Source organism: Burkholderia sp. MR1-5-21 (genome assembly GCF_053427715.1).
In genome coordinates this window covers 1-275 of sequence record NZ_JBSAXD010000166.1, presented here as the reverse complement: position 1 = coordinate 275, position 275 = coordinate 1, and the positions used below count along the sequence as shown (strand labels likewise).

General features: G+C 68.4%; 1 protein-coding gene. It reads left to right on the top strand.

Annotation, left to right across the window (positions count from 1 at the left end):
* A partial coding sequence (locus tag ACV229_RS40905) for an AMP-binding protein (protein WP_448088707.1) occupies positions 1–275 on the top strand: 275 nt, incomplete at both ends.

Here is a 275-nt window from a genome sequence, read left to right as displayed (position 1 = left end):
TTCGAAGCCGACGACGGCACCGTCACCCGCGTCACCTACGCCGACCTGCTCGCGCGCGTGTCGCGCTTCGCGAACGCGCTCAAGAAGCGCGGCATCGGCCGTGGCGACCGCGTCGTCATCTACGTGCCGATGTCGATCGAAGGGATCGTCGCGATGCAGGCGTGCGCGCGTATCGGCGCAACGCATTCCGTCGTGTTCGGCGGCTTCTCGGCCAAGTCGCTCAACGAACGCCTCGTCGACGTCGGCGCGGTCGCGCTGATCACCGCCGACGAGCA